General features: G+C 36.0%; 24 protein-coding genes and 2 pseudogenes. 6 read left to right on the forward strand and 20 right to left on the reverse strand.

What is annotated here, in order from left to right; all coding sequences use genetic code 11:
* Positions 1 to 140 precede the first annotated feature (140 nt).
* The 4 genes from MKZ14_RS22825 (at position 141) to MKZ14_RS22840 (ending at position 5,622) form a co-directional block, all read left to right on the forward strand.
* Positions 141 to 1,616 carry a spore germination protein gene (locus MKZ14_RS22825; RefSeq protein ID WP_333005362.1) on the forward strand — a complete coding sequence of 492 codons (1,476 nt, stop codon included), beginning with the start codon at positions 141 to 143 and terminating at the stop codon, positions 1,614 to 1,616.
* Positions 1,617 to 1,620: 4 nt separating this feature from the next.
* Positions 1,621 to 2,751: a GerAB/ArcD/ProY family transporter gene (locus MKZ14_RS22830; RefSeq protein WP_333005363.1), complete on the forward strand. Its 1,131-nt coding sequence runs from the start codon at positions 1,621 to 1,623 to the stop codon at positions 2,749 to 2,751.
* The gene (locus MKZ14_RS22835; protein WP_333005364.1) at positions 2,738 to 3,826 is read left to right on the forward strand and encodes a Ger(x)C family spore germination protein; all 1,089 of its coding nucleotides are present in this window, start codon (positions 2,738 to 2,740) and stop codon (positions 3,824 to 3,826) included. The genes MKZ14_RS22830 and MKZ14_RS22835 overlap by 14 nt, the downstream gene beginning before the upstream one ends.
* Before the next feature lie 557 nt (positions 3,827 to 4,383).
* Positions 4,384 to 5,622, forward strand: a complete 1,239-nt coding sequence (locus tag MKZ14_RS22840; protein WP_333005365.1) for an IS110 family transposase — start codon at positions 4,384 to 4,386, stop codon at positions 5,620 to 5,622.
* A gap of 240 nt (positions 5,623 to 5,862) precedes the next feature.
* Here the strand turns inward: MKZ14_RS22840 and rpsR are convergent, their stop codons facing one another.
* The 5 genes and pseudogenes from rpsR to rpsF all read right to left on the reverse strand — a co-directional run bounded on the left by rpsR (position 5,863) and on the right by rpsF (position 9,893).
* Positions 5,863 to 6,102 carry a 30S ribosomal protein S18 gene (rpsR, locus tag MKZ14_RS22845; protein ID WP_188227411.1) on the reverse strand — a complete coding sequence of 80 codons (240 nt, stop codon included), beginning with the start codon at positions 6,100 to 6,102 and terminating at the stop codon, positions 5,863 to 5,865.
* A gap of 298 nt (positions 6,103 to 6,400) precedes the next feature.
* Positions 6,401 to 6,700, reverse strand: a pseudogene (locus MKZ14_RS22850) (single-stranded DNA-binding protein); the annotation flags it as partial.
* Positions 6,701 to 6,896: 196 nt separating this feature from the next.
* On the reverse strand, positions 6,897 to 8,708 hold the full coding sequence (locus tag MKZ14_RS22855) for a reverse transcriptase domain-containing protein (protein WP_258860847.1): 1,812 nt from the start codon (positions 8,706 to 8,708) through the stop codon (positions 6,897 to 6,899).
* A 584-nt stretch (positions 8,709 to 9,292) separates the two neighbouring features.
* A pseudogene (ssb, locus tag MKZ14_RS22860) lies at positions 9,293 to 9,562 on the reverse strand (single-stranded DNA-binding protein); the annotation flags it as partial.
* A 43-nt stretch (positions 9,563 to 9,605) separates the two neighbouring features.
* Complete coding sequence (gene rpsF, locus MKZ14_RS22865; protein ID WP_016992320.1) at positions 9,606 to 9,893, reverse strand: 30S ribosomal protein S6; 288 nt, start codon at positions 9,891 to 9,893, stop codon at positions 9,606 to 9,608.
* Between the two features lie 176 nt (positions 9,894 to 10,069).
* Here rpsF and MKZ14_RS22870 point away from each other — a divergent pair, with 176 nt between their 5' ends.
* Positions 10,070 to 10,639 carry a DUF3267 domain-containing protein gene (locus MKZ14_RS22870; RefSeq protein WP_333005366.1) on the forward strand — a complete coding sequence of 190 codons (570 nt, stop codon included), beginning with the start codon at positions 10,070 to 10,072 and terminating at the stop codon, positions 10,637 to 10,639.
* Positions 10,640 to 10,703: 64 nt separating this feature from the next.
* Here MKZ14_RS22870 and MKZ14_RS22875 read toward each other — a convergent pair whose 3' ends face one another.
* The 4 genes from MKZ14_RS22875 to MKZ14_RS22890 form a co-directional block, all read right to left on the reverse strand.
* Positions 10,704 to 11,744: an acyl-CoA dehydrogenase gene (locus MKZ14_RS22875; protein WP_333005367.1), complete on the reverse strand. Its 1,041-nt coding sequence runs from the start codon at positions 11,742 to 11,744 to the stop codon at positions 10,704 to 10,706.
* Positions 11,745 to 11,828: 84 nt separating this feature from the next.
* The gene (gene ychF / locus MKZ14_RS22880) at positions 11,829 to 12,929 is read right to left on the reverse strand and encodes a redox-regulated ATPase YchF (protein ID WP_016994923.1); all 1,101 of its coding nucleotides are present in this window, start codon (positions 12,927 to 12,929) and stop codon (positions 11,829 to 11,831) included.
* A 96-nt stretch (positions 12,930 to 13,025) separates the two neighbouring features.
* Positions 13,026 to 13,226 carry a DUF951 domain-containing protein gene (locus MKZ14_RS22885; protein ID WP_004233342.1) on the reverse strand — a complete coding sequence of 67 codons (201 nt, stop codon included), beginning with the start codon at positions 13,224 to 13,226 and terminating at the stop codon, positions 13,026 to 13,028.
* Between the two features lies 1 nt (position 13,227).
* The gene (locus MKZ14_RS22890) at positions 13,228 to 14,100 is read right to left on the reverse strand and encodes a mechanosensitive ion channel family protein (protein WP_016994925.1); all 873 of its coding nucleotides are present in this window, start codon (positions 14,098 to 14,100) and stop codon (positions 13,228 to 13,230) included.
* 91 nt (positions 14,101 to 14,191) lie between these two features.
* On the opposite strand from MKZ14_RS22890, the gene yyaC reads away from it, so the two are divergent.
* Positions 14,192 to 14,824, forward strand: coding sequence for a spore protease YyaC (gene yyaC, locus MKZ14_RS22895; protein ID WP_016994926.1), 633 nt, complete (start codon positions 14,192 to 14,194; stop codon positions 14,822 to 14,824).
* Here yyaC and MKZ14_RS22900 read toward each other — a convergent pair.
* From MKZ14_RS22900 to rpmH, 11 genes are all read right to left on the reverse strand, one after another.
* The gene (locus tag MKZ14_RS22900; protein WP_036077938.1) at positions 14,744 to 15,457 is read right to left on the reverse strand and encodes a DUF554 domain-containing protein; all 714 of its coding nucleotides are present in this window, start codon (positions 15,455 to 15,457) and stop codon (positions 14,744 to 14,746) included. The two genes, yyaC and MKZ14_RS22900, sit on opposite strands and share 81 nt — an antisense overlap.
* Positions 15,458 to 15,535: 78 nt before the next feature.
* On the reverse strand, positions 15,536 to 16,384 hold the full coding sequence (locus tag MKZ14_RS22905; protein WP_036077940.1) for a ParB/RepB/Spo0J family partition protein: 849 nt from the start codon (positions 16,382 to 16,384) through the stop codon (positions 15,536 to 15,538).
* Positions 16,377 to 17,138, reverse strand: a complete 762-nt coding sequence (locus MKZ14_RS22910; RefSeq protein WP_016994928.1) for an AAA family ATPase — start codon at positions 17,136 to 17,138, stop codon at positions 16,377 to 16,379. The genes MKZ14_RS22905 and MKZ14_RS22910 overlap by 8 nt, the downstream gene beginning before the upstream one ends.
* A gap of 224 nt (positions 17,139 to 17,362) precedes the next feature.
* On the reverse strand, positions 17,363 to 18,262 hold the full coding sequence (noc, locus tag MKZ14_RS22915) for a nucleoid occlusion protein (RefSeq protein ID WP_016994929.1): 900 nt from the start codon (positions 18,260 to 18,262) through the stop codon (positions 17,363 to 17,365).
* Between the two features lie 179 nt (positions 18,263 to 18,441).
* Entirely contained in the window at positions 18,442 to 19,158 is a 717-nt protein-coding gene (gene rsmG / locus MKZ14_RS22920; protein ID WP_016994930.1) for a 16S rRNA (guanine(527)-N(7))-methyltransferase RsmG, read from the reverse strand.
* A gap of 114 nt (positions 19,159 to 19,272) precedes the next feature.
* Positions 19,273 to 21,165 (reverse strand): tRNA uridine-5-carboxymethylaminomethyl(34) synthesis enzyme MnmG, encoded by a 1,893-nt coding sequence (gene mnmG, locus MKZ14_RS22925; RefSeq protein ID WP_036077942.1) that lies wholly within the window; start codon positions 21,163 to 21,165, stop codon positions 19,273 to 19,275.
* Between the two features lie 27 nt (positions 21,166 to 21,192).
* A complete protein-coding gene (gene mnmE, locus MKZ14_RS22930) occupies positions 21,193 to 22,578 on the reverse strand; it encodes a tRNA uridine-5-carboxymethylaminomethyl(34) synthesis GTPase MnmE (RefSeq protein WP_016994932.1) in 1,386 nt (461 codons plus the stop codon).
* A 245-nt stretch (positions 22,579 to 22,823) separates the two neighbouring features.
* Positions 22,824 to 23,627, reverse strand: a complete 804-nt coding sequence (jag, locus tag MKZ14_RS22935) for an RNA-binding cell elongation regulator Jag/EloR (protein ID WP_016994933.1) — start codon at positions 23,625 to 23,627, stop codon at positions 22,824 to 22,826.
* Positions 23,624 to 24,394 carry a membrane protein insertase YidC gene (gene yidC / locus MKZ14_RS22940; RefSeq protein WP_016994934.1) on the reverse strand — a complete coding sequence of 257 codons (771 nt, stop codon included), beginning with the start codon at positions 24,392 to 24,394 and terminating at the stop codon, positions 23,624 to 23,626. The genes jag and yidC overlap by 4 nt, the downstream gene beginning before the upstream one ends.
* A gap of 373 nt (positions 24,395 to 24,767) precedes the next feature.
* Positions 24,768 to 25,112, reverse strand: coding sequence for a ribonuclease P protein component (gene rnpA / locus MKZ14_RS22945; RefSeq protein WP_004233316.1), 345 nt, complete (start codon positions 25,110 to 25,112; stop codon positions 24,768 to 24,770).
* Between the two features lie 100 nt (positions 25,113 to 25,212).
* The gene (rpmH, locus tag MKZ14_RS22950; RefSeq protein WP_004233310.1) at positions 25,213 to 25,347 is read right to left on the reverse strand and encodes a 50S ribosomal protein L34; all 135 of its coding nucleotides are present in this window, start codon (positions 25,345 to 25,347) and stop codon (positions 25,213 to 25,215) included.
* Between the last annotated feature and the right edge of the window lie 580 nt (positions 25,348 to 25,927).

Raw genomic sequence — 25,927 nt, forward strand, 5'->3', positions numbered from 1 at the left:
TAACTGTATCTTTGGATGCACTTTTTTGTCCTGTTATGCTCCTCTACGTTTAATGTATATTTTAATATTAAATTGCAAATAATGTGTATGAATAAAGTATTTAAGTACGATGTTTTCTCAATAAGAGGGATGGGATGTACATGTTTTGGAAAAAAAAACAAATTGAAAGTAAGCTTGTTACTGAATCAATAGCTGAATCAGAATTATCGATAGAAGCTCTGAAAAAAATCCTCGTTCAAATGGATGATGCAGAATTTGTGGAAATTGACATTTCCGATATTCGAAAAATTCATCTTGTTTACATACGAACTCTCATTGATCAAGAAAAATTAAATGAAAGCATTATAAAACCTTTAACTAAATGTTCCAAACCGTCTATTCAAGATTGTATTACGAATTCCTCAATTATTCACATTCCTAATTTTATAGAGGCAAAAAAACAGTTGTTTTCAGGTTCCATTTTGTTATTTGATTCTTCGCAAAACCTTTGGTTAGCTGTGCCATTAAAAAATCCTATTGGACGTGCCATTGAAACTTCCGAAACAGAAACCATCCTGTTCGGAGCAAAGGACAGCTTTAGTGAACAAGTAGAACAAAATATTACGCTTATTCGAAGACGACTCCCCATACATGAACTGAAAGCAGAGAAGTTTACTGTCGGTTCTATGAGTGAGACAAGTGTTGTTTTAATGTACATAGAGGGGCTGACTAATCCAGAATTTGTTTCAACAGTCAAAGAGAAGATTTCTGAAATTAATTTTGATCTCTTCTTTGAATCCTCTCAGATTGCGGCATTCATGGAGGAACATCAAAACAGTATTTTTCCTCAGTTTCAGCAAACTGACCGGCCTGATGTAGTTGCTTATTCTCTGGGATTAGGAAAGATCACCCTTCTGGTAGACAATACACCATTTGCTCTTGTTGCACCCATTACTTTTTTCCATTTATTCCAATCACCCGAGGACTATATTAATCGATGGGTAGTTGCCAGTTTTTTGCGCATCATCCGATATGCCAGTTTTGTTCTGTCAATCACATTGATTCCTTTCTATGTGGCATTGACAACTCATCACTATCAAATGATTCCTATACAAACCCTTCTGGTCTTGGTCGACTCAAGGAGCAAGCTTCCTTTCACTCCTTTTTGGGAAGCGTTTATCATGTTAATTTTTATTGATATCATAAGAGAAGCAAGTTTAAGGATGCCTACAAAAACAGGTCAAACACTTGGGGTTATTGGTGGTATTGTGATTGGCCAAGCGGCTGTTGAGGCTGGATTCGCTAGCAACGTATTAATTGTCATGGTTGGGATCTCGACGATAGCTTCCTTTCTTATCCCCAACTACCTTATGACAAAAGCAAATTCATTAATGCAATTGATGCTTCTTGTTTTTTCTTCTTTACTTGGAATAATTGGGATTGCACTAGGAATCATTGCTATTTTAGCTCATCTTAATAGCTTGTCTTCAATCAAGCAACCCTATTTTTCACCAGTTTCCCCTTTCTTTAGAAAGGATTGGATAGACTTATTCATTCGAGGGCCATTAGCCAAGATGTTGGAGCGTCCAGAGCATCTTAAACCTCTAAAACTGAAGAGATATAAAACTAGGAGATGACTTGATGGGAACTTACCAATTATTTAAAAAGAATGAAACCTATAATGGGCTCTATGCCATGTTGTTGGTAAATCGCCTCCAAATGCTTTACTTTTTTCTGATAATGCCAAATATCTTGATCCATCCATATATGATTTGGGTGCTTATAGCTATCGGGATATTATCCCAACTAAACCTTCTTCTTTTATCGAAGTGGCTTTTAACCCGTTTATCTAGCAATGGATATAATGGATTTGTCCAATTGTTTGGAAAAAAATTGGTACGATTTCTCTCTTTCATCGGGTTGTTCTTTATTCTACTTAAACTTTCCGTCATAACCTTAGGGTTCAGCGAAATTGTTCAAACATTTATGCTTCCATCAACAGATACAAATTTTCTTGTCTTTTTTATTTTGTTGTTCTGTTTTTATGTCGCAGGTAAGGGCGTTGAGCATACCGTTCGTTTTGTGTTGATTTCTTTTTTCTGTACATTTTGGATGATCACATTTTTCTTTTGTTTCTTCTTTCCCCCAATAGCTCAACTCAGTGATTTGTATCCACTTATTCCAATGGAGTGGAAAGTAGAAAATTGGAAAGCTTTTTTTTTAATTTTGTCTTCCTATTCTGGTCCAGAATTTCTAGTATTTTTGGGGCCATGGCTTAAAACAAATAATAAAACCTTTCGCTATTTGTCTTACGGCAACGCTATCACCGTTGCAGAGTATGTATTCCTATTTATAGCATCCCTACTTTATTTCGGTTCCAATTATTTAAGTAAAAGTCAATATCCAATTATTAATATGGCCCGTTATTTTCAAAACCCAGTGTTTGAACGAATTGACATGATCATGCTTTCCTTTGAATTATTTAACCTAGTTTTTGCAGTTTCTCTATTTCTACTATTGTTTTATGGAGCATCTAAAATAGCATTTGGTAAAATGAGCAAGCCAACCAGTGGAAAAGGTTTATTATCCAATGTTTCCCTTATCTTTATCGGAATGGTTCTTATGAATGAATTATTTTGGAAGTCTGAGGAGAAGCAGAACTTTTTACTTAATCTTCAAATTATAGCTGGAAGCATAAGCTATTTTCTTGTTCCACTTGTTATTGTTTTAGTAATGAAAAAAAGGGGGATTAAAAAAAATGCGTCTACATAAAAAGATATGTAATAGATTAATACTTCTTTTTATGACTATTTGTTTATCTGGCTGTGCCCCTTTTACCGAAAATAACCTTATTGAAGAAATTTCTCCCATTACCTTTTTGGCAATTAGTAAGGGGGATAAAGGGAAATTAAAAGTCAGTACAATTTTGCCTCCTCTAAGTAAAGAAAATAAGAATGTTATGTCGCAAGAAGTCAGCTTATTAAAGGAGGGAGTACAGAAGTACGATTTAAACTTCTACCAGGAAATTAAATCCGGACAAATGCGGATGCTAGTAATTAGTGAAGAACTTGGAAGAGACGGGATTATGTCCATTATAAATGTATTATTGACTGATCCGGATATTTCTCCGAGAATCTATTTAGTTATCGTAAAAGGCAATTTTGATGAATACTTGGAAAGTCAATTGGACAAAGATGAAAACTTTGATTACTCGTTTTACCGGATGCTGAAGCATTATGAGGAAAAAAACCAAGGAGAATTAACCGTCGTTAATCTTCATGAATTTAAAAATTTGCTCTATACTCCTTATTCAGATCCTTTCTTGCCTGTATTCAAATTAGAAGAGGATGGGGTCAACTATGAAGGTACAGCCCTGTTTCAAGATGACAAGCTAGTTGAAACTATTTCATCTTTAGATGATCGTATCTTCCAGCTGATAAACAACGATCACTACCTAGACGTTCTACCAATTCCAAAATTTGAAGTTGTACTGGGTCATGTTAGATCTAAAATAATAGTAGACATCGATAGCAGCTATTCTACAATGACCTATACCGTGAATATGGACACTAGGATTGAGGAATACCGGGGAGAGAAACAATTATTTGACCCAAAGGAATTAGAAAATATGAAAAAAGATATCGAATCTCATCTTAAAAAACAAACACATGAACTGTTTAAAAAGATGCAAGAATTGAAAGTGGATCCATTACAGCTAGGCATACAAACTAAAAGACCATTCTCAAAACCAATGGAAGAAAAAAAATGGATTGAAATGTTTGAGAAGATGGATATTAAAATAAAATACAATATTAATATTGATCCTTTGACGGATGCAAATTCATAAAGGCAAAACCTTTAATTTTTCCTATTGGACAACTTATAAAGTAAACAAAATGCCCTAGAATCGTTGGATTCTAGGGAATTTTGTTTACTTGTAACACATGTAGCAGATTTAGCTGTAAATAACACCACTACACAAATCATATATCCCATTAGATTTTTTATGTTTATTGCAATTCTTCTTTAACTATGCTGTCTTTGAACTTAACAAAGTCTCCTCATCTTTTATTAAAATACTACCATCAAAAGATCCCTAAGCTACGTTTTATAACATTTCATAAAAAATTTTATTCTACAATATGGCCCGATCGTAATATAAGGTTAGCCAGATTTTTCTGGTTGACCATTTTCTTATAGGTCTTATTATTACGGTAGTCGGGGTAGAACGTCTGGCCCGTGGGACTTGATCCCGTCCGCAAAACTGTTCACCCCCTACTTGTATAAACATGTTTCGAGCTGGTTGGGACAAGGATCCCGTTTAACAAGCGAACCTATGATATTACAAGCAGCTTTAGGGGTTACCGACTAATTTAGTATTTTCTTAGAGGAGGAGATTTCGATATGAATCCAGTCGTTGGTCTGGATGTTTCTAAAGGAGAAAGTCAGGTTCAAGCTTTTTTGGATAAAAGTCAGCCCTACCGTAAGAGCTTTAGTGTTAAACATACTCTAGATGGTTTAGGAGGTTTATTAGAATTTCTAAAAGAGGTTGAGAGACTGGCTGATGGAAAGCAACCTTCGGTTATTTTAGAATCTACAGGCCAGTATCATATCCCTGTCATTCAATTTTTGGAGGAACAACAGTATGTCTATATTATTGTTAACCCACTTGTCTCTCATCGAGCTAGAAGTACAAATTTACGAAAGGTAAAGACAGATGCCATCGATGCCTATCATCTATGTGAGTTGTATTATAAGGAAGAATTAGAACCATACAAAAAAAGAGGAATTCAACTCTTAAATCTTCGTAATCTCACGAGACAACAAGAAACGATATCAAGCACAGCTGCACAAACGAAATTACAGCTACAATCGATTTTAGATCAGGTATTTCCTGAATATAGAGGTGTCTTTGGGAATCTCTATTCAAAAATCTCGTTACAGATTCTATCACTCTTTCCAACTTCAGAAGAGGTTCTAAATGTCAGTAAATGTGATCTTACTGATAAAATCGCAGAATTATGTACAACTCGTTCAGAAAAATGGGCAAAAGAAAAAGCTCAGAAATTGAGAGAAGCTGCATTACGTAATCCGTTTCAAAACAACTTGTACCAGAGCCATATCTTTAACCTAAAAATGTTTATCAATATTGTACTTCAATATCAAGAGCATCTATCAAAGTTAGCGGCAGAAATAGATGCCCTCGCTAAAGAAATTGAAGAATATGATATTATCCAGTCTATCCCTGGTATTGGAGAGAAGATTGCAGCAACAATCATCTCTGAAATTGGAGAGATAGAGCGGTTTAACCATCCTAAAAAGCTAGTGGCATTCGCCGGGATAGATCCTAGCGTTTACTCTTCTGGTAGGTTTACTGCTTCCATAAATCGCATAACCAAAAGAGGTTCTAGCAGGTTAAGGCAAGCATTGTTTATGGCTGTACAATGCGGTATAAGAGATGCACGTAAGCAAAAAACAAGTGATGAAATACTCCCTAGAAATAAGAAATTAAGAGAGTTCTACGATAAAAAACGCGAAGAAGGAAAACCTTTTAGAGTAGCAATAATTGCTTGTGCTAATAAGCTTTTACATTGGATTTATGCTCTACTAAAAAGGAAAGTAGCCTTCCAAAATGGGGATTAAAAAGTATATCTAAACACATTAAACAAAACCTTCCAATTCTAAAGAGGAAGGCTTATTTGGTGTACCCTTTTTTAGTATAGCATGTAGTTTTTAATATTTTTATTGAAAAATCTTGACAACTATTAGCTGGTTTTGTGGAATAACATTCTTTACCTAAAGCAACAATTTATACGAAAACAGCCATAAAAAAACACAACAAAGTTATGAAAACCTTGTTGTGCTTTTATTAATAAATAAATATTATTTATCTTCAGCAACGAATGGTAATAATGCCATAATACGTGAAACTTTGATTGCAGAAGTAAGTTTACGTTGGTATTTAGCAGAAGTACCTGTTACGCGACGTGGTAAGATTTTACCGCGTTCAGAGATGAATTTCTTTAAAAGATCTACATCTTTGTAATCGATGTGCGTAATGTTGTTTGAAGTGAAGTAGCAAACTTTACGGCGTTTGCGGCCTCCGCGACGTGGTGCCATTATCGTTTTCCTCCTTTAACTATTTTTTAATCGGATGTCGAGTATTAGAACGTATCTGAATTACCTCATCAAACTCTTAATATTCCCCCTATACACAGCAACCGGATTACACACTAAGGTATATTATCCGAACATTGCTATATAAAGGTTTTAAAAAGGATTACACACATCAATTAAACGATGTGCATAATCTTCTTTTATATGTTTGTTGAGTAGACAGTAATTACACACTGAAAATGTAAATAAACTTTGGTATATCAATGTTTTTACACATTACACACTTTGGTTTATTTCAAGGTTTTCAAAATGGAAGATCATCCTCAGATACTTCTATTGGCCCTTTGCTATTAGCAAATGGATCCTCATCTACACGTGTATAATTTGGCTGATTCATAGGTGGTTGATTTTGCTGATAAGAATCGCCGCCATAGGAACCCTGCCCTGGCATAGCGCCACCAAACTGTTGTTGTGGTTGACCACCGCCATATGACGGTTGGTTATTACCGTAAGTTTGTCCACCACCATATTGAGGAGCAGGAGCACCGCTACCATTACGGGGTTCTAAAAACTGTACGCTATCCGCCACGACATCTGTTGTGTAGTGGGATAAGAACCCGACGCCTTTCTAAAATTCCATTATTTTTCCGTTCATACAGTCAATTGCTCTCTACGAACTGAAATTACTGTCTTAATGTCTTTTAGTAGGTTTTCAAGAACTCTCCCCCAAACCGTACGTACATCTCTCGATGTATACGGCTTTCCACTTATACCATTCTAAACTTTATTAGTTACGCATTTTAGTCTAATTTCCCGTTGTGTAAATCATTATGGCAGTCATGACATAGGGCTATTGTTTTACGATTTCTTTCAATCATAAATCTTTCCCATTTTGTCTTTCCTTTTAGGTCTTTTAGCTTTCTGATGTGGTGTATTTCCAGGGGTACGCCTTTTGTTTTACACCATTCACATTTGTTTGCTTCTAACCTATCTATAAGGTTTGTTCTGCCTTTATACTTTATAGTATTAGGGATTTCATCTACTTTGTAACTTTCAATTTCGGATGATTTTACTAATGGGTCATCATAGAAATAAATGGTTCTTTCTATTCCTTTTTTGTTTGTATAACTTATTCCAAATCTTCCGTTTTTGTTGAATTTTTTTGCAATGTCTTTAGCATTGGTTTTATATTTATTGGCATATGTTTTTAACATACTCCATTTCATCCAATATCTAAAATCATTCAACATATGAACATCACTGGCTAACTTGTAGTAGTTATACAGACCTCTGATTTCCGCATTATATGTTAGTAAAATTTCAAGGTCGTCATTGTTGAGTAATGAAGCTCTATGCATTGCTCTGAATTGCGTGTTGTCTTTTGTGTAGACAATCGCTTTTAATTCAAACAATTTTCCTATCCATGCTTCTTTTGGCATTGTGAGATTGACTGCATTATTGTATCTTCTCTTTGATACGCCGTTGGCGTCCTTACTTCTGTTGTCGTTTTTTCCTATTCGTATTTCATATCCAAGGAATTTAGCAAAATTACTTGCGTGAGTAATTAAAGTTTTCTCTGCTGAGAGATTTAGGTTCAATTTTTCCCTTAAGAAATTTGTAAGGTCTTGCTTGATATTTTCAGCGTCTTGCTTACTTCCGATTACCCCTATAAGGAAATCATCTGCGTACCTTACATATTGTATTCTCTTAAAGCTTTCATCAAATGGGTCAGTATTTGGCACTCTGTATTGTTCAGCACGCAATTCCTTTATCCTTTTGATGCATTGTTCCTTTTCCTCTTGTGATAGAGTGTCCTTTAATTCCTCGTATTTCTTTCTGGCTCTGTAAACTCTTTGGTCTGCTAATTTATATTCTTTGTTCTTTCTACGTTGTTTTCCTCTGTCGAATTTGAGTTTGTATTCCTCAATGTATCTGTCGAGTTTATCCAAGTAGATATTTGCGAGAATAGGACTGATTATTCCACCTTGAGGAGTTCCACTAATTGTTTTGTGATATTTCCATTCTTCAAGGTATCCTGCTCTTAAGAATTTATAAATTAGTCTGATGAATTTTTCATCCTTGATTTTTTCTCTAAGGATGTTTATGAGAGTGTGATGGTCAATATTGTCGAAGAAACCTTCTATATCGCCTTCTATCCACCACTTAGCACCAGTTCCAAGGCTTTTGAATTGTTTTAGGGCTGTGTGACAACTTCTGTTTGGTCTGAAACCATGTGACCTATCAGAGAATTTATTATCATAAATACTTTCTAAAATTAGTCTTACCACTTCTTGAACTAACTTGTCGTCAATTGACGGAATGCCTAAAGGTCTTTTCTTCCCATTTTTCTTGGGAATATAGACTCTTTTTGCTGGTTGTGGTTGGTAAGATTCATCTTTTAGAGTGTCTATGATTTTGTCAATTCTTGCCATACTCATTCCATCTATTGTGTTTTCATCGCTCCCCTTGGTCATGTTTCCTTCTTTAGCATATATATTGTTATATGCCATTAAGAAAAATTCCCTATTGAATAGGTTACGATACAATCTATGGTAGACGTATTTTTCATCCTTATCGTTTAGACTGTCCAATACCGAAAGTGGATTTCTCATAGTGCCTCACGCACCCTTCCATATTCTTATTATTGAACTTATAAGCTGTTCCCCTTCGCCATGTAATAGGCTTTCCCTATCTCGGACTACTACGAGAACTCCGTTACCGTATTGGATATTCAGACACAGATTGTCATAGCCCTTTTTTGAGCATTCCAACTTAGGTAATCCCCATTAAATACAATGAATACAGCGATTCGTATGATGTCGGTTGCACCTTTCATCCTTTTATATCTATGATATATAGCTGACGTTCCTTCACAGCGTAATACAACCGAGTCTAATTTGTATTACTGAACGTCACATGACATGTTCAGCCATCTTTTGTCATGGGTGGCATTGTTCCGCTTCAGATTAGTGTTCAAGCAGTATAGCCTTCAACCTCGTTCACACTACTTCTTTCGTCTTGCGATTCAGTTTTGGAATGATGACTTTCCAACTTATCACTTTACAACCATGCTACACTCCCCGTTTGGTTTCCGTCTCGGATAAGGTTGTTGACGAACAGGCGTACTTTCGTACATTGTGAATTTCCTGTATGCTTACGCTACAAGCATTTTATTCATTGCACCTGATGGGCGCACTACTCGCTTACCGTCTTGTCCTTCATAACTGCCTGTCTGGATACGACCTTCTACCCCAATTAAACTTCCTTTTCGCATGAAGTTCGCTAGGTTTTCAGCCTGTTTTCGCCAAGCAACACAGCTAATGAAATCAGCTTCGCGTTCACCTTGTTGATTTGAGAATGCACGATTTACAGCTACTGTAAATCTTGTAGACGCAACTCCATTCGGTGTATAACGTAGCTCAGGATCTTTTGTTAGTCTTCCAACTAATACGACACGGTTTATCATCAGAATACAACCTCCTTTTCAGCGTTTTGTAAAAAATTAATAATTAAGCTTCTTCGCGAACTGCAATGTGGCGAATGATGTCTTCGCTGATGTTAGCAAGACGTGTATACTCGTTGATTGCATCTGAAGTAGCGTTTACTTTTACGATTTGGTAGTAACCTTCGCGGAAGTCTTGAATTTCATAAGCTAAGCGGCGTTTGCCCCACTCTTTTGATTCGATGACTTCTGCACCGTTAGAAGTTAACATTTCGTTGAAACGTTCAACTAAAGCTTTCTTCGCTTCGTCTTCAATGTTCGGACGTACGATGTACATTAATTCGTATTTTCTCATCTGTTTACACCTCCTTATGGACTTAGGCTCTCCTAATTAAGGGAGCAAGGAGCAAGTAATTAATTATTACTCACATCAATGAATTGTAACATATAGGTACTTGTCTTTCAAGTCACAAACTAATAATTCGTTATATAATGACAGTATATTTCATTCTCTATGAAAGGAGTGCCTTCATGTTATCCAACGATCAGGAGCCAATCGTTATCGAATTAGATTTAAAAAAGTTAATGATCGACAATTTTGTGATTACAAGTGGTCTTGTCATATTATTTGTTGCCATCCAATATATTTGCTTTAAAGATTTCCATTTTTCTTTTTGGAACATGATTGGTGGCACAGCACTATTTGTGGTACTGTATATATTTTTTATTATCCTACACGAGGCTTTTCATTTAATTGGTTTTATGATTTTTGGCAGAGTCCCCTTTAAAGCTTTGAAATATGGTGTAAATTTAGAGCAGGGTGTTGCCTATGCAACTACTGAGCGTCCTCTTCCCAACCATGCTATGAAAAAAGCTCTATTACTGCCCTTCTGGACGACTGGTGTACTCCCAACCATCGTTGGGTTTTATCTTAACAGTACCGTTTTAATCTTGATTGGAGCGGTATTAATAGCTGGAGCTGTAGGCGATTTTGCTATGTATAAAGAGCTACGGAAATATCCTCGTCATGCTATCGTTCAGGATGACCCTAAATTACCAAAACTGTATGTTTATCTATCGCAGGAAAAGGATGATCAATAAACTAAGACTACATAATTAAATAGAATCTGTAGATTAAAAATGAACTACAGATTCTATTTATATTTTAAGGAGTTAAAAATCCATGCTGAGCTGCTGTATATAAATTTCTCCAAATACGATTAATCGTTGATGTTTCTGTAATAGCATCCATACCGAGATTGCGTATTAAATTATTCGCTATTTCTAAGCAAGCAGCTGCTATATCCTTAGCCATTTGTGTAAATTGTGATAATTCCACTTCTGTTAATTGTTCACCCTTTTGATGCTGTTGCCAATAGACAGATAATGTTGCATAAAACTGTTCCTCGCATTGCTTGAAACGTTTGTGCTGCTGCATCCATAAAAATTGAAAGGCTCCAATTCGTTCAGTTCTGCTTCCATCATGATTTCGTTGCTTCATTAAAGCAAAAGCTTCTTCTAAAAAATTTTCTGTAAGCCCAAGACAAACCCCTAAAAAGGAAGCCTCCGCAAAGGTGGTGAATGGAAAGCTATGTACTGAATTACTATAATCATTTCTAATGATCCCTAATTGAAAAGTAGCTTCCTGTGGCACCCAAACGTTGTTTACACGAATTGTATGACTAGCTGTTGCCTTCAAGCCCATTGCAGACCAATCGTTCAAAATCTCAACATCATGTGGATTTACTGAGCAGCTAATAATTTTATCTGTTTTGATACCATCCTCTTCAATAAAGCAATTCATCGTAAATGTTGAAGCATAATTAGAGCCACTACAATACTTCCATTGCCCTGTTACATAATAGCCGCCATTTGTTTTTACAGCTATCCCCGTTGGATATCCACTACCTGCTATAACCGCTTCTTTAGGAGAGTAGATTTTTTCACAAACTTTCTTACTGAATGTTGGAATAAATGCGTTTCCACCTGTACCAATAGTAATGAGCCATCCGAAATTGCCATCAAGCGCAGACATCTGCTGGAATACCTTTACACCTTCTACAAAATCTAAATCCTTACCACCTAAATCTCTTGAAGTGAACAATTTGAATAATTGCTGTTCATAAATATAATCTAAAACATCTTGTGGTAGCATTCCCAGCTGTTCAAACTCTAAACCACGTTCCTTAATGTGCATAGCATTCATTCATAAGTCGCCTCCATACACTAAAAATTCTGATAACTACACAATCGAAAAAGGGCAACCATTTTAGATTGCCCTTGTTAGTTTTTATACATTAAAGCGGAATAACATAATATCGCCATCTTGTACTTCATATTCTTTACCTTCAAGACGTACTTTACCAGCTTCCTTAGCTGCTGCTTGAGAACCTGCCTCTAGAAGATCATCATATGCCACTGTTTCTGCACGAATAAAGCCGCGCTCGAAGTCAGTATGAATAATACCTGCACATTGTGGTGCCTTCATTCCTTTACGGAACGTCCATGCACGTACCTCTTGTACACCTGCAGTGAAGTAAGTAGCTAGTCCTAATAAATCATAAGAAGTACGAATTAGTTGATCTAAACCAGATTCTTTTATTCCTAATTCTTCTAAGAACATAGCTTTTTCTTCATCATCAAGCTCAGAAATTTCTTCTTCAATCTTTGCACAAATAGTAATAACTTGAGCACCTTCAGCTGAAGCATACTCACGTACTTTTTTCACATATTCGTTGTTATCAGCATCTGCTACTTCATCTTCTGAAACATTTGCTACATAAAGCATTGGTTTAATTGTTAGCAAATGAAGACCTTTAATTACCTTCAATTCATCATCTGATAGCTCAGCCGCACGAGCTGGTTTACCGTTTTCTAGTTGCTCTTTAATTTTTAGAAGTACTGGCTCTTCTATCATAGCCTCTTTATCTTTTTGTTTCGCCATTTTGCTAACGCGTTGTAGACGTTTATCCACAGATTCTAAGTCAGCTAATGCAAGCTCTAGATTAATCACTTCAATATCATCAATTGGATCTACTGCTCCGGAAACGTGAGTAATGTTTTCGTCTACAAAACAACGTACTACCTGACAAATTGCATCTACTTCACGAATATGAGCTAGGAACTTATTTCCTAATCCTTCACCCTTAGAAGCACCTTTAACAATTCCAGCGATATCTGTAAATTCAAATGCAGTTGGCACAGTTTTTTTCGGTACCACTAATTCTGTTAATTTATCTAAACGTGCATCCGGTACTTCAACTATACCAACGTTTGGATCGATCGTTGCGAATGGATAGTTTGCAGCCAATGCACCCGCTTTTGTTATTGCGTTAAATAATGTTGATTTTCCAACGTTAGGTAAACCAACGATTCCAGCTGTTAATGCCATGAATGGACACAACCTTTCTATACTCAGTTCAAATTTTCTCTTCTATAACCTTATCTATTATATTGATTCACTCAGAAAAAGTCTAATATGCCTGGTTTACGACTCATCGGCAGAGAATAAAACCTTTTTCATTTTTTTCTCAAATTCACGACGTGGAATCATGACACTATGCTGACATCCTTCGCATTTGATACGTACATCCGCCCCCATACGAATAATTTTCCACTTATTGGTACCGCATGGATGTTGTTTTTTCATTTCAACAATATCATTTAAACCAAATTTTTTTGCTTCCATCTTACTCACTTCTCCCCTCATCTTTGCCATAGAACATCATTTTTGGATAGACCATTGGTATATTATTTTCTTCAAAGAGTTTCGTAATATCACGACGTATGGTACGTGCTACTCCATATTGTTGCTGCGGTAATGTTTCAGCGGCTATACGAATGGTTACTTCTGTCCCCTTAACATTTTGTACACCTAAAAATACTGGAGCTGCAATTAATTCTTTATGCATTTTAGGTAATGTCTCTAAATATTTATTAATAACCCCTTCTGCTTTTTCAAAATCAGCATCTGTGGACATTTGTAAATCTATAAAAATTTTGGAGTTGTTAACAGAATAATTGACGACCTCGCCTATAGCTCCATTGGGAATAATGAACTGTTCACCTGTACCACCATTAATTTTTGTTGTACGTAAGCCAATTTCTACAACCGTACCTTCTGCAGCATTTATTTTTATATAATCTCCTACACCAAACTGGTCTTCAAAAATAATAAAGAATCCCGTAATAACATCCTTTACTAAGCTTTGAGCACCAAAGCCTATTGCTAAACCAACGATTCCTGCACCCGCTAATAAACCTGCTACCTTTATATTTAAGGAAGAAAGAATACCAATAATTGCAGAGAAATAAACGACATAGGAAATCACGCTTTGTAATAATCTTGAAATTGTTCGTTGACGTCGCTCTGAGTGGCTTAATGGTGAACGCATTCGGATTAAAAACACTTTTTTAATAAATTTTTTACCTAATCTTACAGCTATCCACGATACTAATAGAATAAGCAAAATTTCTATAGATGCATCAATCACTTGCTCCCAAAGTTCCTCAGATGTGAGCTTGTCCCAGTATTTCTCCATTAACTTTTTATTCTTTTCCATCATTACCACCTCTTGAATAACTTGCTAAAAATTTGCGTATACTGCATAAAAATTGAGCACTTCTAAAAATAAAAAGAAAGTGAGTTTTTTTATGAATACTATACCAAATTTGTTACTACCTTATTCCCTTCATCACGAAAGTAAAAATGCTGTTTGGCAATTAAGTACATTATTTTTAGAACATATACCGTTTCATCATGAAAGACTAATTTTTTGTTGTATTGGCAGTGATCGTTGTACGGGTGATACACTTGGGCCATTAACTGGTAGCTTTTTAAAAAAATCTGTTAGTTTTCCTTATGAAATTGTAGGTTCCTTAGAAGACCCTTTACATGCTCTAAACTTAGATTCTACAATGCAACAGCTACACAATCATACTACAAAACCATTCATTATTGCGATTGATGCCTGTCTTGGCAGTGAGCAAAATGTTGGTCATATTTCAGTTCAAAGTGGCCCTATCTTCCCTGGAAAAGCTGTAAAAAAAGAATTACCCCCAATTGGAGACATTTCCGTGAAAGGAATCGTCAATATTGGAGGATTTATGGAGATGCTTGTTTTACAAAATACAAGACTTCATATTTCTTATGCAATGGCTGAAAAGCTTTCAAGAGCATTATTACTGGCTGCTCATCGTTATTCACTAAAAAATGTAGAAGATAGCCACCATAATACCAACAATGACGATACCTGGCAGCAGGTTAGCAGCTTTGATCTTAGCTAAGCCCGCAATATTTAACCCTATTGCCATAATCATAACCCCGCCAACTGCCGTCATTTCTGTAATGAACATTTGTAATGCGGCATCAGGGATAAAGGAACTTATAACACCTGCAAAAAGAGCTATTAATCCTTGATAAACAAAGACAGGTACAGCGGATAGCAGTACACCTATACCTAATGTGGATGCTAAAATAATGGATGTAAATCCATCTATTAATCCTTTTGTAATGAGGACATTATGGTCATTACGAAGACCACTATCGAGTGCCCCAATAACAGCCATTGATCCTACAACAAAAATTAGTGAGGCAGTGACAAAGCCCTCTGCTATGCTAATTTGATTTTGGTCATCCCGTTTCGTATGAAATAAACTCTCTACCCATTTACCAAGACGATTCATTTGTTTATCTAAATCTAACCACTCACCTATTACTGTACCTACCACTAAACTTACTACCAAGATAATAAAATTATCACTTTCAAAGCCCATTTTTATCCCTAATAATGTGACGGCTAAACCAATAATAGATAGGACCGTAGATTTCATAGATTCAGGGATATTTTTAAAAATCCGCCCTACTAATGCTCCTGCTATAATTAACAAAGCATTTATCAATGCTCCTAGTAATACCACACTTAAGCCTTCTTTCTCTCTAAAAAATAGAGAGCGCCTGTTTGCTTGGCGCTCTGATTAAGTTATAGGAATATTATTTTATTCTTCCTGTATGTTTAATATTTCCAATATACGTTCTAAATCATCTTCAGAATAAAATTCAATTTCAATTTTCCCTTTATTATTTGTTTTTTTAATTTGAACATTTGTTCCAAAGTAATCTCGTAATTGTGACTCCTTTGCAGTTACAAAAATATCTTTTTTCTTAGGTGGGATTGTTTCACGTGAAACTTCTTCATTTAAGTTTTGCACTAATAATTCAACTTGACGTACATTCAATCCTAGATTTATTACCTTATTGGCCACTTCTGATATTCTTCTTTTATTTTTTAAGCCGAGTAATGCTCGTCCCTGCCCCATCGATAATGTTCCATCATTCATCAATTTACGTACATCTTCTGGTAAGGCTAGTAGCCGAACATGATTGGCAATATGTGGTCTACTTTTCCCTAATCGCTTCGATAACTCTTCCTGTGTTAAATGTAAGTTTTCCATTAAACTCTGATAGGCTTCAGCTTCTTCAATTACAGTTAAATCCTCACGTTGGAGGTTTTCTAAAATAGCGAGCTCCATCATTTGTGCATCTGATAGCTCTTTTATAATGACAGGAATAACCTCGAGGCCAGCTAATAGGCAAGCTCTGTAACGACGCTCTCCCGCAACAATTTCAAACTTGCGTGCTTTTTTACGCACGGCAATTGGCTGCAAAATCCCATGTTCTTTAATAGAATCAGCTAATTCTTGTAAACTTTCTTCATCGAAAATTTTACGAGGCTGAAATGGGTTCGCAACAATTAAATCTAATTGGATTTCTTCCACTTGCCCACTGTGTTCTAAAGACTCTCCTGGAAATAATGCACCAATACCCTTCCCTAGACCTTTAGCCATTTTTAATCACTTCCCTCGCCATCTCTAAATAAACTTCTGCACCTCTAGATTTTGCGTCATAAGTGATAATTGGTTGACCATGACTTGGTGCCTCACTTAATCGCACATTACGAGGAATTATTGTTTTATATACTTTATCTTGGAAATATTTTTTCACTTCATCAATAACTTGCAAGCCTAAGTTTGTGCGTGCATCTAGCATTGTTAATAAAACGCCATCGATGTAAAGCTGTTGATTCAAATGCTTTTGAACGAGGCGAACTGTTGATAATAATTGACTTAACCCTTCCAATGCATAATATTCACATTGTACAGGGATAATGAGCGCATCTGAAGCTGTTAACGCGTTGATTGTTAAAAGCCCTAAAGATGGTGGACAGTCAATAATTATATAATCGAAATCTTCTTTCACATTTTGTAGAGCATGTTTTAAACGTACTTCTCTTGAAATAGTGGAAACCAATTCAATTTCTGCGCCTGCAAGCGAGATTGTTGCCGGCACGATAGATAAATTTTCTACCTTTGTTTTTTGAATGACATTTTGAACATCTTCATCATCAATGAGCACATCATAAATGCAACCCTGTATCTCTCCTTTATTAATACCAAGTCCACTTGTTGTATTCCCCTGCGGATCAGTATCAATTAAAAGCACCTTCTTACCTAAGTATGCTAGGCAAGCGCTCAAATTGACCGAAGTTGTTGTTTTACCTACGCCACCCTTTTGATTGGCGATTGCTATAATTCTACCCATTTAAAAGCACCTGCTTTCATCTATCAAAGTTTACTTTGACAAATCATTTGTAAAATCACTATTTAATCCGCTATCTAACTTTCATTCTATCAAAAAAAATGAAGAGAGTTGTATAAAATATTAAGAATATATACAAAAAAGGAGACATCTCAATTAACCTTCTGAGATATCTCCCCTGTACAGTGATGAATTTGATCCATATATTACTTTTCTAAAATAATTTACTATACTTTTTTCTTTTTAGGAATTTTCACTGTAATTTGATAGTATTCTTCTGTATCTTCTTCTTCAGTTTTCACCGTAATCCCGCTTTTTGTTACCATCGTTAACGACTGTTTGATGGTATTCAAAGCAATACGCACATCCTTACTTATGGCCTTACGTTTTGGCTTCGCTTTTTTTGGGATTGTTTCTTCCTGCTCGTCAGCTACAGGATGTAATATACCCTGAATGTGCTCCTCTAGCTGTCGCACATTCCAATCATTATCAATTGCTAGCTGTAAAATTTCTAATTGCAATGGTTGATCTTTAATAGCAATTAATGCACGTGCATGTCGTTCAGATATTTGTCGCTTCAAAATAGCTTGCTGTACTTCATCTGGCAGCCTTAATAAACGTAATTTGTTGGCTACAGTGGATTGTCCTTTTCCAAGTCTTTGGGCAAGAGCTTCCTGTGTTAGCTCATGAAGCTCTAATAATTTTTGATAGGCTACCGCTTCTTCAATTGCAGTTAACTCCTCACGCTGCAAGTTCTCTATTAACGCAATAGAAGCTGTTTCCTTATCTGTTAAATTACGTACAATAGCAGGGACTTCTGTCCATTGTAGCTTTTTCATCGCTCGATAACGACGCTCACCAGCGATGATTTCATATTGATTTTCTGATGTTTTACGTACAACAATTGGCTGAATCACACCATGTGTATGAATGGTTCTTGATAATTCTTCAATTTTTTCATCATCAAAAATAGTACGTGGCTGAAAACGGTTAGGTACAATTTGATCAATAGGCAACTTTATGACTTCTTCCGCTGCATGAACCGCCTCTGCTTGTTCTACTTCATTTTTCACAATAGGCTCTGTTTTACTGCCGCCTCCAAAAAAACGTGAAAAAGGACTTTTCATCCAAGTGGCACCACCTTTAAGTAACTATCTTGCTCTGTGTCATTCTATTATTATTTATTATATTTCTTTAAATGTATATAGTTCATAGATGTCTTTTGCGTGAACCATCCATAACTAGTATGTATGCTCAAAATAGAAAAAATATTTTCCACTTTGAGAAGTTTCACATGAAACACTAATTATTGAATCGGTGTTTTATTTGGTACACCTGGCTTACGCGGATATTTTTTCGGTGTTCCTTTTATTTTATCAAATATATATAAAATGCGGTCACTTTCTTCAACAGGTAGCTTGAAAGAAAATTCCTCTCTCAGTTTAACACCTAAAGTTGTTAAAGCTTTTTTAGCATCCTTTAATTCTTCTGCTCCAGCTGCAGCTTTTAAAGCAACAAAATATCCATCTTGTTTTGCTAAAGGTACGCATAGCTCTGCTAGAACTGATAAACGAGCTACAGCACGTGCCGTTACCACATCAAATTGTTCACGGTATTTTAAATTTTGGCCAAACTCTTCCGCTCGAGCATGTACAAAATGCATATTCTCTAATTGTAACTCATCACTTAAATGATTTAAAAAGGTAATTCTTTTATTTAATGAGTCGACAATTGTAACTTGTAAATGTGGGAAGCAGATTTTAATTGGGATACTTGGAAAACCAGCTCCTGCCCCAACATCGCAAACAGTTACTACTTTTGAAAAGTCAAAGTAAAATGAAGGACTAATTGAATCGAAGAAATGCTTTAAATATACGCCTTCTAAATCTGTTATAGCGGTTAAGTTCATCTTTTCATTCCACTCAACAAGTAATTCAAAATACTTTTTAAATTGAGCAATTTGCATATCAGAAAGTTCGATACCTTTCTCTTTCAGAGCCTCAATAAATTGTTGTTCGTTCATGGAAAGTCTCCTTTGTTATCTAGCTATACAACTCCAACTAATAGTATAGCCTTAAAAATAGGAAGCGGGCACAATGGTATGCCCGCCTCTTATTCACTTTACTGTTGTTAATGATCAGCTGCTTACTTTCGCAATTTTACCTTGTTCAATATAAACAAGCAGAATTGAAATATCAGCTGGATTAACACCAGAAATACGAGAGGCTTGCGCAATAGACAGTGGTGTAACTTGTTTTAATTTTTGACGCGCTTCTGTTGCTAAACCTGAAATAGCATCATAATCAATATTCTCAGGGATTTTTTTGTTTTCCATTTTATGGAGTTTCTCTACCTGCTGCAATGCTTTTTCGATATAGCCTTCATATTTAAGCTGAATTTCAATTTGTTCTTTCACTTCATCCGTCAATTCAATTTCTGCAGGAATTAAAGAAGAAATTAACTCATAATGCATTTCAGGGCGTTTCAATAAATCTGCGCCACGAATACCGTCTTTTAATTCACTACCACCAACAGAACGAATAACAGATTGTGTCGCTTCATTTGGCTTAATAATGACTTCACGAAGACGTGCAATTTCATTTTCAATCAGCTCTTTTTTCTCATTGAAACTAGCATATCTTTCTTGTGGAATCATCCCCATTTTATAAGCTAGCTCTACTAAACGTAGATCTGCATTATCGTGACGTAATAGTAAACGATATTCTGCACGAGATGTTAATAAGCGATATGGCTCATTTGTTCCTTTAGTCACTAGGTCATCGATTAAAACGCCAATATAAGCATCCGAACGGCTTAAAATCAATTCCTCTTTACCTAGTACATTAGCAGCAGCATTCATTCCCGCCATTAAGCCTTGTGCGGCAGCCTCTTCATAGCCAGATGTACCGTTAATTTGACCAGCTGTATATAAGCCTTTAATACGTTTGGTTTCTAATGTTGGCCATAATTGTGTTGGCACAATTGAATCGTACTCAATAGCATAACCAGCACGCATCATTTCAGCATTCTCTAAGCCAGGTATAGATTTTAGTAAACGTGTTTGAACATGCTCTGGTAGGCTTGTTGACAACCCTTGAACATATACCTCGCGCGTATTACGGCCTTCTGGCTCTAAGAAAATTTGGTGTCGCGGCTTATCATTAAAACGCACTACTTTATCTTCAATAGATGGGCAGTAACGTGGACCTGTTCCTTTAATCATTCCTGAATACATCGGTGAAAGGTGTAAATTTGCTTCAATTATTTCATGTGTTTCAGGGCTTGTATATGTTAACCAGCAAGGTAGTTGATCCATGATGAATTCAGTTGTTTCAAAACTAAATGCACGTGGAACATCATCTCCTGGTTGAATCTCTGTTTTGTCATAATTAATTGTACGATTATTCACACGTGGTGGTGTACCTGTTTTAAATCGAACTAGATCAAAACCAAGCTCTTTTAAATTATCAGCTAAGCGAATTGATGGTTGCTGGTTATTAGGTCCACTTGAATATTTAATATCACCGATAATAATTTCACCACGTAGGAAAGTACCTGTTGTCACGACGACTGTTTTAGCACGGTAAACGGCACCAATTTGTGTAATGACTCCTTTAACTTCTCCATCCTCAATAATCAGCTCTTCAACCATTCCTTGATGGATTGTTAAGTTTTCAGTTTCCTCCAACACACGTTTCATCTCTTGTTGGTATAAAACTTTATCCGCTTGTGCACGTAATGCACGTACTGCCGGACCTTTTCCTGTATTCAACATTCTCATTTGTATATGTGTTTTATCTATCACTTTTCCCATGACGCCACCTAAAGCGTCAATCTCACGTACGACGATTCCTTTGGCAGGGCCACCGATCGATGGATTACATGGCATAAATGCAATCATATCTAAATTGATTGTTAGCATTAATGTGTTAGCGCCCATTTTAGCTGCGGCATGTGCAGCTTCTGAGCCTGCATGACCTGCGCCAATCACGATCACATCAAACGTGCCTGCCTCATATTTTGTTGGCATGCTCGTACCGTCCTTTCTTTCTGAAAATTATTTTCCTAAACAGAACTGAGAAAATAGTTGATTGATGAGGCTTTCTTGAACAGTATCACCAATGATTTCACCAAGTATTTCCCATGTTCTTGTTACATCAATTTGTACCATATCGACTGGTACACCACCCTGTGCAGCTGCTATTGCATCTTCGACCGTTGCTTGCGCTTGGTGCAGAAGGGCAATATGTCTTGCATTTGAAACATATGTTAAATCGCCCGCTTCGATTTGTCCCTCAAAGAATAGGGCAGCAATGGCTTCTTCTAGCTCTGTAATACCTTCCTCTTGTAGCAGAGATGTTGTTACAATGCGATGCTCACCAGCTAATTCCTTGACACGTGCTAAATCAATTTTTTGCGGTAAATCTGTTTTATTGATAATGACGATGTAATCCATCGCTTCAATTGTTTCGAATAGACGCTCATCTTCAGCAGTTAACTCATCTGCATAGTTTAATACAAACAGAATTAAATCAGCTCCACGAAGAGCTTCCCGCGAGCGTTCTACTCCAATTCGTTCAACAATATCTTCTGTTTCCCGAATACCCGCTGTATCCACTAAACGAAGTGGAACACCTCGGACATTGACGTACTCCTCTATAATATCACGAGTAGTCCCTGCAATATCTGTCACTATGGCCTTATTTTCTTGTACTAAGCTATTTAAAAGTGAAGATTTCCCTACATTCGGACGACCTAAAATAACTGTTGATAATCCCTCACGCAAAATTTTTCCTTGAGAAGATGTTTGCAAAAGTTTTATAATTTCATTTTTTACCCATGTACATTTCTCTACTAATACAGGTACAGTCATTTCTTCTACATCATCATACTCTGGATAATCTATATTAACCTCTACTTGGGCTAATGTCTCTAGTAAAGCTTGGCGCAAATCACCAATAAGTCTCGATAATTTTCCATCCATTTGACCCAAAGCAACATTCATCGCACGATCTGTTTTAGCTCTTATCAAATCCATTACTGCTTCAGCCTGTGATAAATCAATACGTCCATTTAAAAAGGCACGTTTTGTGAATTCACCTGGCTCAGCTAATCTTGCTCCATTTGTTAAAGCAAGTTGCAACACGCGCTTGACTGAAACTAATCCACCATGACAGTTTATTTCCACTACATCCTCACGCGTGAATGTTTTGGGGCCACGCATCAATGATAGCATTACTTCCTCTACTACCTCATTAGTTTTAGGATCGACTAAATGTCCATAATGAATAGTGTGCGAATCTTTTGTTGTTAAACTTTTTCCCCCAGGTGATTTGAATATTTTATCTGCAATCGTCACAGCCTCGTCTCCACTTAAACGAACGATGGCTATGGCACCTTCACCCATCGGTGTGGATATCGCAGCAATTGTATCGAACTCCATTTAATGACCTCCTCAACGTTATCCACATGTGGATAATCAAAACCGACCAATACTTACTAACACCTTAGACTAACATATTTTCAGCAAAATCTAAAGTAAGGATCATTTCCAAATGTGGATAAAAGCAATTTTTCGCTAATCATATTTTCGACAAAATTTGCTATGTTTCATTAAAAAAGGCCATTTTATCCTAAAGATAAAATGACCTTTCAAAATATATTGTCTGTATGATTATAAGAAACAATCTAATTATTTTTTACTGGTTCAATTACTAAATAACGATTAGGCTCTGTACCTTCTGAATACGTTTCAAGATCTAGACGATTTGCTAATTGATTATGAATTATCTTTCGTTCGTAAGACGGCATAGGTTCAAATGCCACACGTTGATTTAAGCGTAATGCTTTATCCGCCATTCGATCCGCAAGTAATTCTAAAGCTACTTGTCGACGCTCGCGATAGTTTTCTACATCCAGTTTCACCATTAAGAACTGCTTTGCGCTTTTATTTAATACGAGTTGCGTTAATTGCTGTAAGGAATTTAATGTTTGACCTCGTTTCCCTATAAGCAGTGCAGCTTTTTCACTTTTCAGTTGAAATAATACATATTTCCCTTCGCGTGTCGTAGCAATCTCAAGATCATGAATAGCCAATTGTTCAGCAATACTAATTAAATAATCCTTTGCCTCTTCAATTGGGTTTGATGCGTCAGCATCCTCATCTTGTCCTTTAACGACTTGTTGAACTTCTTCCATTTCACTTGGTTGTTCAGAAACTTGTGAACTTAGTGTTTCAACATCATCTACTACTATTGGTTCATTTAATTGAGTTTCTACCTGCGATTCAGCACTGTCGCCTTCAATTGTCGGAACCTGAACTTCTTTTACTGTTACACGTACCTCTGCAGAACGTGCACCAAAACCGAAAAATCCTTTTTTACCTTCTTGTAAAACTTCAACATCTACTTGTTCACGGGTTTTGCCAAGTTTCTGTAACGCCAATGAGATCGCTTCTTGTGTTGTTGCGCCTATTTGCGTAAGTTGTTTCACTTTTTAGCCCCTCCATTTTGAGCAGGTTGTGTTTTATCTTTATTCCAAGGTTTATAAATAAACAGGTTTTGGAGAATCGAAATAATATTCCCGATTACCCAATATAGTGATAATGCAGCTGGTAAGGCCATACCAAAACCAATAATCATGAATGGCATAATATACATCATGATTTTCATTTGAGGATTATCCATTGCTGGTCCTGTACGTAAAACGATAAATTGCATTAAGCCTGCTGTAATAGCTAATGCTGGTGCAGGATCTGCTAACGGGAAGATAAAGAAATTCCCTAAATCAAATGTTGATGTAGCATTCATACGATTTATTGCGTGATAGAAACCAATTAAAATTGGCATTTGAATGATTACTGGTAAACATCCTGCAAGTGGATTTACTCCAGATTCACTCATTAACTTCATCATTTCTTGCTGATATTGTTGTTGTGTCTGAGCATCCTTAGAAGCATACTTCTTTTGCAGTTCCTTCAATTTTGGTTGAATTTCTTGCATCTTTTTAGAACTCTTTGTTTGTTTGATCATCAACGGCAAGATTGCTAAACGAATAATAATCGTTACGGCAATGATCCCCCATGCATACGTACCTAGCAGATCAGCAAAGTATTTTATCGCTGATACCAACGGCCAAACAATGAATTCATTCCAGAAGCCTGTGCTATCTTTGGAAATTGGTTCATTGAATTCTGTACAACCAGAAAGTAGTAAGGCTACTGCTACTAGTGACAAAATTACCCAATGTTGTTTTTTCAACCTTCTTCCCCCTACAATTACTATTCACTTTTTCTTATTCTATATGCTTCTTTTTGTACTGACAGTTTCCTATCACATAATCGTTTAACCGTCAGTAGCCTTATCTTAATTTCAGTCCACTTTTGAGAGTCCTCGATGAAGATAAAGTTATCAGTTATTTTATCATGCCTATAACATTCACTCTACTAAATATTCTAACTACACACATTTATTCCTAAGTTAAGTTATGAATTTTACATATTTTTAAGCGAAAACTCCCGCTACAAATACCCCTGTGCGTATAATTCCCTTGCTTATAATTGTAAACAAAATCACATATTTTCTATTCTATTGCTAACAGTACAGGCGGAATTTCACCACTTGGTTGCATACATTACACTTTTTTCATTACCTTTGCGATTCGTAGTACATGCTGCAAACTTTGTTTCACTTCATGAAAATCCATAGTGGCCGCCGGATGTCTGGCGATAATAACATAATCCATATTCGGCTTTAGATCATCTTTTAATTCATGAATACTTTGTCGAATATAGCGTTTTACTTGGTTGCGTGTTACCGCATTGCCAAGCTTCTTACTAACTGATAAACCTACACGAAATTCCGTTTGTCCCTCTTTTACTAAAAAATAAACAACAAACTGACGATTAGCGAAAGATTTACCCTTTTTAAACACCTTTTGAAAATCATCATTCTTCTTCACTCGTTGGCGTTTTTTCATTTCTTTCACCTGCTATTAGATAATATCTTTTGATCCTCATTTCTAGGTTTACCAAAAATAAAGAAAAAAAAGACCACTGATGTGGCTCAGTGGACTTATTTTATGCTGATAAAACTTTTCTTCCTTTACGACGACGAGCAGCAAGAACTTTGCGACCGTTTTTCGTGCTCATACGTGCGCGGAAACCGTGTACTTTGCTGTGCTTACGTTTTTTTGGTTGGTAAGTACGTTTCATTTATATAGACACCTCCTGATATGAGTTGAATTTTTCAACATACAGACTCGAATATTATATAAAGTATCTAGTTATTTTGTCAATGAATTTCACAAATTTCTTTTAAACAGTCGAACTTTCTATTTATTCTATCTCAATTTTCTAGTGTTCGGATCTATGTTTTATTCATAAACATAAAAAATATTTATCCACAGAGTACTTGTTTTTTTTACACAGAGTTGTGTATAGTATTTTTTGCATTATTTTTTATCCACAACAATTATCTACAGGTTTCTCACATAAGCAGTGCTTGTGGACAACTCTAAAGTGCATAACTGTAAGCTATGTGGATAAGTTTCACAAACTATTGAAATAGCTTTGTTTTTCTGATACGATTACTGTGCTTCACTTTGTTGAAAACTAAAACGAACATTTTAATTATCCACAACTGTTAATATGCTGTGGATAATTTTTATCACAGCCTTTGGTTAACTTTTATCCACAACTTGTGATTATGTGGACGAGTTATAAAATGAACGTATTTACAATTCTATAAATGCGATTTTTTTTTGTATTGAACACTGTAAAGGAGATTAGCAGC

Origin of the sequence: Lysinibacillus sp. FSL P2-0066 (assembly GCF_037969495.1) — a bacterium.
GTDB lineage: Bacteria > Bacillota > Bacilli > Bacillales_A > Planococcaceae > Lysinibacillus > Lysinibacillus boronitolerans.

Bases quoted from the DNA above. Each gene is read 5' to 3' on its own strand.
- MKZ14_RS22825 (WP_333005362.1), top strand. From the start codon at position 141: ATGTTTTGGAAAAAAAAACAAATTGAAAGTAAGCTTGTTACTGAATCA.
- MKZ14_RS22830 (WP_333005363.1), top strand. From the start codon at position 1,621: ATGGGAACTTACCAATTATTTAAAAAGAATGAAACCTATAATGGGCTC.
- MKZ14_RS22835 (WP_333005364.1), top strand. From the start codon at position 2,738: ATGCGTCTACATAAAAAGATATGTAATAGATTAATACTTCTTTTTATG.
- MKZ14_RS22840 (WP_333005365.1), top strand. From the start codon at position 4,384: ATGAATCCAGTCGTTGGTCTGGATGTTTCTAAAGGAGAAAGTCAGGTT.
- MKZ14_RS22855 (WP_258860847.1), bottom strand. From the start codon at position 8,708: ATGAGAAATCCACTTTCGGTATTGGACAGTCTAAACGATAAGGATGAA.
- rpsF (WP_016992320.1), bottom strand. From the start codon at position 9,893: ATGAGAAAATACGAATTAATGTACATCGTACGTCCGAACATTGAAGAC.
- MKZ14_RS22870 (WP_333005366.1), top strand. From the start codon at position 10,070: ATGTTATCCAACGATCAGGAGCCAATCGTTATCGAATTAGATTTAAAA.
- MKZ14_RS22875 (WP_333005367.1), bottom strand. From the start codon at position 11,744: ATGAATGCTATGCACATTAAGGAACGTGGTTTAGAGTTTGAACAGCTG.
- ychF (WP_016994923.1), bottom strand. From the start codon at position 12,929: ATGGCATTAACAGCTGGAATCGTTGGTTTACCTAACGTTGGAAAATCA.
- MKZ14_RS22885 (WP_004233342.1), bottom strand. From the start codon at position 13,226: ATGGAAGCAAAAAAATTTGGTTTAAATGATATTGTTGAAATGAAAAAA.
- MKZ14_RS22890 (WP_016994925.1), bottom strand. From the start codon at position 14,100: ATGGAAAAGAATAAAAAGTTAATGGAGAAATACTGGGACAAGCTCACA.
- yyaC (WP_016994926.1), top strand. From the start codon at position 14,192: ATGAATACTATACCAAATTTGTTACTACCTTATTCCCTTCATCACGAA.
- MKZ14_RS22905 (WP_036077940.1), bottom strand. From the start codon at position 16,384: ATGGCTAAAGGTCTAGGGAAGGGTATTGGTGCATTATTTCCAGGAGAG.
- MKZ14_RS22910 (WP_016994928.1), bottom strand. From the start codon at position 17,138: ATGGGTAGAATTATAGCAATCGCCAATCAAAAGGGTGGCGTAGGTAAA.
- noc (WP_016994929.1), bottom strand. From the start codon at position 18,262: ATGAAAAGTCCTTTTTCACGTTTTTTTGGAGGCGGCAGTAAAACAGAG.
- rsmG (WP_016994930.1), bottom strand. From the start codon at position 19,158: ATGAACGAACAACAATTTATTGAGGCTCTGAAAGAGAAAGGTATCGAA.
- mnmG (WP_036077942.1), bottom strand. From the start codon at position 21,165: ATGCCAACAAAATATGAGGCAGGCACGTTTGATGTGATCGTGATTGGC.
- mnmE (WP_016994932.1), bottom strand. From the start codon at position 22,578: ATGGAGTTCGATACAATTGCTGCGATATCCACACCGATGGGTGAAGGT.
- rnpA (WP_004233316.1), bottom strand. From the start codon at position 25,112: ATGAAAAAACGCCAACGAGTGAAGAAGAATGATGATTTTCAAAAGGTG.
- rpmH (WP_004233310.1), bottom strand. From the start codon at position 25,347: ATGAAACGTACTTACCAACCAAAAAAACGTAAGCACAGCAAAGTACAC.